Here is a 9,393-nt window from a genome sequence, read left to right as displayed (position 1 = left end):
TATTTCTAAAAATGTATCATCATAGGTGGTTTTAAGGTTTTTGATGGATACTTTAATAAGGCCACCTTCAGATTTCTGTAATATGCCATGCAATACTGCATTCTCAACGATAGGTTGAATCAGCAAGGGCAGTATATGAACGGATTGATCCACTTGAATGTCATACTGGATTCTGACCTTGTCTCCAAAGCGCGCCCTGCTGACACTAATGTATTTATCAACGTGAATCAGCTCGTCTCTGATGGCAATCTCGCCCTTTAAAGACTGCATATTTTTTCTGAAAAACTCACTTAAATCCAACAAGACTTCTCTTGCCTTTTGTGGATCCGTGCGAATTAATGAAATAACCACATTTAAACTGTTGAATAGGAAATGGGGATTTATTTGAGCCTGAAGTGCTTTAATTTCAGCATTTAAAGCCAACTTAGACTGTCTTTCCAAATCAGTGATTCTAAGTTGCGTTGATAAGATATTAGACAGTCCCTTGGCAATTTCTATGTCCAAATCCGATATAACATCCGCTTTTCTATAAAATTTCAAGGTTCCCTTTATGAGATCACCTTCCCAAATTGGGACAATCACAGCAGAATTAAGATGACATTTTGGACTTGGACAGCCAATGCTCTCTTTGCTTTGAGCAACTCTTACTTCACCTGATTTCAATACAATCTTAGTGATTTGCGTTAAAATTGGCATACCTGCTTTATGATGATCACTCTCTGCACCAACATGTGCCAAAATCTCATTTACATTGGTGATGGCCACCGCATCAAAATCCGTTGCGCTTAAAATTTGTTCTGCTGTTAACTTAGCGGTCTCTCGATTTAAACCCTCTCTAAGAGATTGTGTCGTTTTATCTGCCAAAAGTAAAGCCTGTCTCGCACGGTACTTAGCCTGAATACCACTTAGAGACTGAATATTGCTGATGATACTAACGAACAATGCGATGCCCAAAGAGTTTACAAGGATCATTGGAAAACTGATTACCATTACAAGGTCTACAGCATCCTTTAGGGGTCTTGCCACGATTAAAAGTATGATCATTTGTAGCGTTTCAAGCAAAATTCCTGAGACCAGTGCAAAGGATATCTTGCCGGTTGAGGCGCTAAATCGCTTACTGAGCGCTCCTGCAACAATCCCCTCTGTACAAGTAGAAATGCCACAAGCAAGTGCTGTAAAACCACCGACATCAATTAAAAATCGATGTCCACCTGCCAATATACCCGCTATTAAACCTACTACCGGGCCTCCTAAAAGACCACCCACTGCCACACCAATGACGCGTGTGTTGACAATAGCACCTTGGTACTTAATACCAGAGTAGGTTCCAATTATACTGAGTATGGCAAAAATAATGCCCATGGTTATCTTCTCACGTAAGGACATTTCACGTTTTTCTATAATGTTGGTAAAGGCACGCGTTTTAGAAAAAACAAGCCCGATCATAATAATGAGCCCCACACGATAGACCAATTGAATTAATAATTCCAACATGACTTAACCTCTAACTATTGGTATTTTTAAAGATCTTATGCACTTTTAGTGCTGTCTGGATTGCAAATCGATCCTCTTCTTTTTCGATGTCCATGTTGACAATCTCTTGTATTCGTCCCAGACGATATAAAATCGTATTATAATGGGTAAACAAGGATTCAGACATTTTTTTCAAGTTGCCGTTGCATTCAAAATAGACTTCAAGTGTCTTGACAAGCTCTGTGTCCTTTCTCAGGTCATAAGCTACAAGCGGTTCCAGTGTATCTTTATAAAAAATCTCCAGTTCGGATTTTAAACTGGTCTGAGACAAAATTTTGTAGATGCCCATTTCTTCAAAGTATACGACATCCTCGCCGATATAGTTTACGGCAGCCTCAAGAGACTTAGTTGCGTCCTCCAGACTTTTATGGACATTGATTAAGCCCTTATAGATGCGCCCAGCCCCAATTTTGGTTTGGTATTTTTTCATTTTGGATTTCAAAATTTCGTAAATGTATTTAGTATAGCGTTTGACCACCTGAATCGTCTCACCCTCTTTAAGCATAATCAAGATGTAAATATGATCACTCTTGTTGAGAATCATGTAAGATCTCCCCATGTCCTTACAGATCAACTCAATTAAATACGCTGCTTTTAGGGTTTTTTCTGTTTCATCTGCGTTTGTTTTACATAATACATCGATGTTTAAGATTATAAAGTTAGCATTCTCAGAAAATCGAAAGTTTGAAGCACGCTCCACTGCCTTGCTTCGTCTGATTTCATCAAATGAAATCAAATCATCAAAGAATTCTATCTTATATTTATTTTCAACTTCTTGAACAGATATTTTTTTTAGAAACTCAAGGGCGATGATGTTGGATGCCGCTTCCAATCCCAATTTATCATAATTGGAAATAGGTCTTTCTTTGCCATAGGTCACAATGTGCCCGTAGACTTGATTTTTGACGAAAATCGGTATGATCAAGCGCTCCACTTCCTGGTCCTTGTACATGATACTATCCCAAATCACCTTAGAACTCTTACCATCAAGTTGTATACCTTCAATGTTTTCATAGAGCAAAGCATAGTCGTTTTCAAAGGCACTTTTTAAAAAGTAGGTATCTTCAAAATAGTAGTCTCTTACAAAAACAGGTGATGTTATGGTCTTCTGAATGCTCTTTAAAACATCCTCAATGTTACCCCCACTCACCACAACATTCATGGTGTCCTTATGCAAATTTTCAACACGCTGAAGGACATTGGTCTGCTTCTTAAACATGAGATTATAAACCACAGAAAAAATCTCTGTAAAAGAAACATGATAATCTAGGTCAATCACAGGCAGTTCTAAATCATTGCAGACTTGAACAAGTTCTTTAGGCATGGCATCTATATAGGGTGCGATCTTAATAAAGACTGCACTCACATGCTTTGCAGAGATTTCAGTGAACAATTCGATGAGTTCACTCTGTGATAGATTCTCAAAAATCTGCCCGGTTGTTAATATAATTTGACCGTCCTGCCCAATCCAATTTATAATATCGCGATCAAGCATAACGTTCACAGAAGTTACCGGTTTATACTGCAAATTGATTGATGTGATCATATTAGACGACTTAAACAGTTCAAGTGCAAGTACCTCATTCAGAAGCACCGTTGACTCATTATTCAAAAGAATCCCCCCATTTTAGAACTTTTTAATAACTTAATTATATCAAAACCCCGTATTTATACAACTAGGTTTTTTTTCATTGTATTCTTTTCACAATATAAAAGGCAGTTCTTTATGAAGATTTACCTCTTCTTAAAGAACTGCCTTAGAAATCACTTAAAACTGTGAGCGTTTTTAACCAACTTTTCTTTCTGCATCAACATCTGTTTTCCCTGCTGATTTTGGAAAATAAGCAAGGTCATATTTTTCTTGCTTCATAATCATACGCATGCTACCAAATGCCATGGCAATCATAATAAACAAAATTGGGAAGCCTGCCACAGTTGAAATTTGCTTGGTTGCATCAATACCACTGATTTTCCCACCAGCTGACAAGAGGTTGATGATTGCGATGGACGACATTACAACACCCCAGAAGATTTTAACCTTGCCTGAAGGTTCTGTATCAGCATTATTATAAGCACTTGTAGACAGTGACGATATAGTTGAAGTCATGGAATCGGCCATTGTAACAATGGAGACGAAAATTACCAACAGATAAAGAGCACTTGTAAGTTTTGGCAATGGGAAGTTCTGCAGGAAGGCAAACACAGCGACCTCATTACCACCAGCCTGCATCGCTTCGAAGATGCCAGCGCCATTCATTTGTAAATGAATTGCTGCACCACCGAATACGCTAAACCAAAGTAAGCCAAATGTAGCTGGAATAAATACTGCTACCATCATAAACTCTTTAATGGTTCTACCTTTTGAAACTCTGGCAAAGAACATACCCATTAAAGGTGCATAAGCAATCCAAATCGCCCAGTAATAAATTGGCCACCATCTTGGCCAAGGCGATGCATCAATTGGACTCAAATAAAGTGTTCTCTCAAAGAAATTTTGAATAAAGTGTCCTGTTGCTTGTGTTCCAAAATTTAAAATAAAACCTGTTGGTCCAAATACAAATACGAGGACAAGCATGACCATAAAGGTCTTGGCATTTTTATCAGAAAGCCACTTGATCCCTCTTTGAAGGCCAGTGTAACTAGAAATGATATAAGTTATAACGATTGCTGACACGATGCCTACCCAAAGGCCTTTTCCAGGCTCTACCCCAGTTAAAATGTGGAGTCCACTCCCGATTTGCATTGTACCTACCCCTAGAACAGCTGCAACCCCGCCAGCAATGGCAAATAAACATACGTTATCCACGACAGCACCTACCCAGCCTGTGATTTTATCACCAAAGAATGGATAGAGCATAGAGCTCGTTTGAAACGGTAATTTTGCATTATATACTGCATAAGCAATACCAACACCACAGATACCATACATAGCATATGGTAGATAAGTCCAGTGGATAAAGGTCTGTGTCATAGAGAACATGGCAGCAGCTTCACTTCCAGGAACCAATCCAAGCGCCTCAGGTGGTGCATACATATGCGTTAAAGGTTCAACAACCCCCCAGAACAATATACCCGTTGCAATACCTGCACAAAGACATATTGCAAACCAGTTCCAATAAGACAGTTCAGGTTTTGCATCTTCACCACCAAAACGGATGTTTCCAAATTTTGAAAACCCCAAATAGGCACACATGAAGAAAAACAACACCGATGAAAGTTGGAACAACCAGCCAAATTTTTCAAATGCAAATCCTGCTGTCGCATTCAAGGCATTGAAAAATGCTTCTGGCGCAACTATTCCTACTACAATTGACAGTAAGAATAAAATTGACATCGGAACGAAAATGGACAATCTAAGTGTCGCTTTTTCTACTTTTTTCATATATTTTTTCCCCCTATATATTATTGAGAATAAGACTGGCGGTTAGTAATAATCATGGATAATGCCGGTACCCCATTTAGACTCAGCTTATTCTGATTTATTTTAGCACCACTATCGTCAACAAACCGCCAAATAATTGACTGAATATTTGCATTTTTTTATTTCTTATAAGATTTTTTTGGCTTTTATGACTTGATATGCCGATTGAATATCCGGTGTGTAAGGCCTATCTTTATCAATAAAAGGAATTACCTTTCTAAAGCACTTGTAGACTTCATGTGTTTTTTCACCCAAAGCGATGTTGTCTCTCAAGTCAATCGCTTGAATGGCATGCATAGCTTCTAATCCTAGTATATAGTAAAGATTATCCACTATTTTTTCGAGTCTTCTGACCACATATGGCGAGTCATTGGCTTGATCTTCTATGTCACCAGCCACGGCAAAGAAATCCATGGAGGTTGGATTGGAAAGATGTCTAATCTCAGTATCCAATGACGTAAAGGGTTTCTGTATGGTTTGAAAAGCTTGAACCTCCCCCTCGTTTGGTGATAAAAATCGCGCAAGTCCTGTGAAGCTTGGATTCGAAAGCTTTATAGTCCTATAGCAAGAGGCCTTGGACATATGGCTCAATGCAATTGCCAACATTTCTAGACCTATGGTTACCGTTGGGATTTCAAAATTTTGACAAGATATAATACGTTGTTCTTCTAGAACAACACATGGATTGTCTTCAGAAGTATTCAGATGGATTTCCATATATTGTTTTACGAACTCAAGAGCATCCTTTACTGCACCATGAATTGCACCAATATCTCGATAGGATAAGGGATCCTGAAGGCTCTTGGTAATGTCTTTTTTCTCAAGATAACTGCCCTTTAAATAGCCCCTTACTGCCTGGGTACAATAAATCTGCCCCGGCATTTTTCTAATTTCATTTACAAGAGGGTTTAAAGGGGTTATATTACCATTTAGACCCTCTAAAGACATGGCGTAGATCATATTTGACATGTCTAAAAGATCCATGACATCCTTCACAAGCAATGCGCCTTTTCCCATTGAAAGTGCACTTGAAGAAACGATTGCCAAACCGTCCTTAGGACCTAGTACAACTGGTTTTAGATCCTCTAGCTCAAGTGCTTTTGCAGCTGACATTCTTTCGCCTTTATAAAAAACTTCTCCTTCACCCATAATGGCCAAGCCAATATGAGAGAGACAGGCAATATCCCCTTGCCCCACCGAACCTCTCTCAGGCATAACAGGATGAATACCCAAGTTCAAAAACGTCTTGTAACGGTCTATTACCTCAGGCTGAGCACCTGTTCTAGCAGATAAGAACGTATTGAGTCTTGCAAGCAATGCTGCTCTAACGGTTTCTTCACTTGCCTCTGGACCAACCGCTACACAGTGTGCATAAATGAGGTTCCTATTGTAATCTTCGAAATACTTACCAAATACTTTTTTATCCTTGTTCCAACCAACGCCTACTGTAAAACCGTAAATTGGGATGCCCTTATCTGCAAGATCAAAGACGAGCTTTCTTGAAGCAACTAATTTTTCCATGACATCAGGATGAATTTCTATTTGAGCGCCTTGTCTGACAATGCGTTCAAACAAGTCTATTGTTAAATTTTCCCCATTAAGTACGATTACTTCTTTCATCATTTTCCCCCTCTTATTCGATTTCGTCCAAAGCCTCCAAAATTCGCTCTGGTGTTGCTGGCAGGATGGATATCTGGGTACCCAAGGCCCTGTTAATCGCATTGATTACCGCTGGTGCTGCAGCAACTGCACATACCTCACCAACGCTCTTGGCGCCAAAGGGCCCCCCCTCTTCGCCTTCTTCTATGAGCATCACTTTTATGCGCGGCATTTCAGGTGCATTAAAAACATGATATTTACTAAAATTTTGATTTTTGAGTATCCCCTTTGGACTGAAGGCCATTTCCTCCATCAAAGCCATACCAAGACTCATTTGTATGCCACCGTGTATTTGTCCCTCCACAAAATCTCGGTTGATGGCCTTACCAATATCATGAACTGCTAAAAAGTCCTTAATCGTTACCAACCCAGTATAAGTATCTACTTCTACTTCTACAAAATTAGCGGCATAGACAGCAGGATTTGATTCCGATTGATATGTGGTGCTAACAGCAACCTCTTCGAATTTTTGAAGATAGGCATATTTTACAATATCTTTGTAGGCAATATTTACTTGGGAATTTTTTCTATGGACGATTTTATTCTCATCTACAATGAGATCAGAGGCATCACATGCCAATTTTTCACTGGCTAAACCAATGAGCTTCTCTTTTAGAAGCTCGGCAACCTTCTTTGCAGCACTACCGCATACATAAGTAACCCGGCTTGCCTGTGTGCCAGCAGAATCATACGGACTTATCAATGTATCCGCTTCGATGACATTTACTGTATAAGGATTTATGTCAAGTACTTCTGCAACGATCTGCTGCATCACAGTTACGGTCCCACAACCAAGATCATGAATCGCACCATTTAGTACAACCTGGCCATCTGTATTCATTCTCAGGGTCATATTGATAAAATCTGGATACGCACCAAAATAGCCATTGCCATGTGTTGCACACGCCATACCTACTGCAGTTTTATAGCGCCCTTTAGAGATTGGTTTGTGATATCGCTTAGACCAATTAAACGCCTCAGCGCCTTTTTTTACACAATCAATTACTCTGGCATTGCCAAGATTTGGACCACCTAGAGGATCACTATCAAATGGCTCCACTAGATTTTTAAGTCTCATTTCTACAGGGTCAATATTGAGTTTTCGGGCAATATTGTCCATGTGAATTTCAGTTATGGCATGAATCTGTGGTGAGCCATAGCCTCTGCACGCTCCAGCAACAGGTGTATTCGTGTAAACTGCCCTTCCTTTAAATTGAGAATTCTCAATTTTATACATCCTATAGTACTTTTTTGCCATTGCCATAATAATGGCTGTAGCATTTGTGCAATATGCACCAGTATCTGCGACAATATCTACCGCTCTAGCTTTAATAATCCCAGTCTCATCAACGACGCTTTTCATCGTCCCTATAGTGGCATGTCTCGTTTTAGTGGATGCTATTGATTGGAATCGATCCGTTTCAAGCAGAACAGGCTTCTTTGTTTTCAAGGCTGCGTATGCGCAAATGGACTCAATGTTTGGTTGACCTTTTCCACCGAAGGATCCTCCGATATTGGCTTTGATTACCCTAATTTTGCTAATTGGTAAACCCGTGGCTTTAGACACAATTAATTGTACTTGAAATGCCACCTGACAAGGTGTAACGATGGTCAAACTGCCATTTGATTCCGGAATCGCCAAGCATGTATGAAGTTCCATAGCTGCATGATGTTGTTTTGGTGTTTCTATGCGATCCTCAAAAATATAATGCGCCTTTTCAAAACAGTCAGAAACATTTCCAACTTCAATTTCTTTCTCGAAGATTAGGTTTTCATGATCATGGATCTTTACAGCATTGTCCTTTAACGCATCTTCAGGTGTTAAGACTAATTCTAAAGGTTCATAATCCACAATGATCTTTCTTGATGCACGACGTGCCGTCTCTGGATCCTTGGCCACTACAACCCCAATGCGGTCACCATGAAAACGTACTTTATCACAAAATAAACTTTGATCTTCAAGCTCTTCTTGTCCTTCCATCCATTGGTGTTCATTATATTTAAGCAAAGGGGCGTTTAAACTGTGAAAAACGCCTAATACACCTTCCATTGCCAAGGCTTCACTTGAGTCAATGTTTTTAATGACCCCATGTGCAACATCACTCGTTTTTAACCTCGCATAAAGCATGCCATCGAGTCCCAAATCACTAGTATATTTTAAACTGCCTGTCACTTTTTCTTTTGCATCATGTCTTGGCAACGGCTTTCCGATATATTTGAAGTTTTGGCTCATTCGGTACCTCCGTTATCACTAATATTTGATGTCATTAATAGATTAATTAAAACGTCCTCAACCAAGCCCTTTATTGCTCTTTTTTTATACGGCATTGAGCTACGGCCCCTTATTGCCTTTTCGACTTCATTGACCATTGCGATCTTTAGCGTTTCTTGTAAATCTTGGTCTATTTTCAAGTTTAGGCAAAGTTCTTCCGCTTCAGTGACTCTAAAGGCTTTCGGTCCCAATGAACCTACACATATTCTAGCCTTAGTGATCCGTTTATCTTCAGTGTACCCTAATCCGATGCACATGTTTAACTTTGAGATTGATACAGCTTTCCGACTTCCCAACTTTTCAAATGCTGATATTTGGACCTCCGAATTTTTAGGTATAATAATTTCCAAAATAATTTCATCATTTGCAAGTGTGTTTTTCCCCATACCAATCAGAACTTCATCAATCGTTCTAAGCGAAAAGTTTCCCTTCCCATCCATAATTTTCAACATGGCATCATAAGCCATTAATGGGGGTACAGTATCTGCACAAGGAGATGCATTGGCTA

General features: G+C 39.4%; 6 protein-coding genes. All 6 read right to left on the bottom strand.

Annotation, left to right across the window (positions count from 1 at the left end):
• A partial coding sequence (locus AC220I_RS13845) for a LytS/YhcK type 5TM receptor domain-containing protein (RefSeq protein ID WP_486724440.1) occupies positions 1-1,494 on the bottom strand: 1,494 nt, incomplete at its 3' end.
• Between the two features lie 10 nt (positions 1,495-1,504).
• Entirely contained in the window at positions 1,505-3,145 is a 1,641-nt protein-coding gene (locus AC220I_RS13840; RefSeq protein WP_486724439.1) for a PucR family transcriptional regulator, read from the bottom strand.
• 174 nt (positions 3,146-3,319) lie between these two features.
• Positions 3,320-4,915 (bottom strand): BCCT family transporter, encoded by a 1,596-nt coding sequence (locus tag AC220I_RS13835; RefSeq protein WP_486724438.1) that lies wholly within the window; start codon positions 4,913-4,915, stop codon positions 3,320-3,322.
• Between the two features lie 165 nt (positions 4,916-5,080).
• Positions 5,081-6,574: an HAL/PAL/TAL family ammonia-lyase gene (locus AC220I_RS13830; protein ID WP_486724437.1), complete on the bottom strand. Its 1,494-nt coding sequence runs from the start codon at positions 6,572-6,574 to the stop codon at positions 5,081-5,083.
• A gap of 13 nt (positions 6,575-6,587) precedes the next feature.
• A complete protein-coding gene (locus AC220I_RS13825) occupies positions 6,588-8,846 on the bottom strand; it encodes a xanthine dehydrogenase family protein molybdopterin-binding subunit (RefSeq protein WP_486724436.1) in 2,259 nt (752 codons plus the stop codon).
• Positions 8,843-9,393 (bottom strand): FAD binding domain-containing protein (locus AC220I_RS13820; RefSeq protein ID WP_486724435.1); only part of this gene is annotated, 551 nt, incomplete at its 5' end. The genes AC220I_RS13820 and AC220I_RS13825, both read right to left, overlap by 4 nt.

The organism is Fusibacter sp. (genome assembly GCF_057447755.1).
Note: the sequence above shows the minus strand (reverse complement) of the source record. Positions and strands in the feature narration are given on the sequence as shown.

Coding starts and splice junctions, on each gene's coding strand:
- AC220I_RS13835 (WP_486724438.1), bottom strand. CDS start 4,915: ATGAAAAAAGTAGAAAAAGCGACACTTAGATTGTCCATTTTCGTTCCG.
- AC220I_RS13825 (WP_486724436.1), bottom strand. CDS start 8,846: ATGAGCCAAAACTTCAAATATATCGGAAAGCCGTTGCCAAGACATGAT.
- AC220I_RS13830 (WP_486724437.1), bottom strand. CDS start 6,574: ATGAAAGAAGTAATCGTACTTAATGGGGAAAATTTAACAATAGACTTG.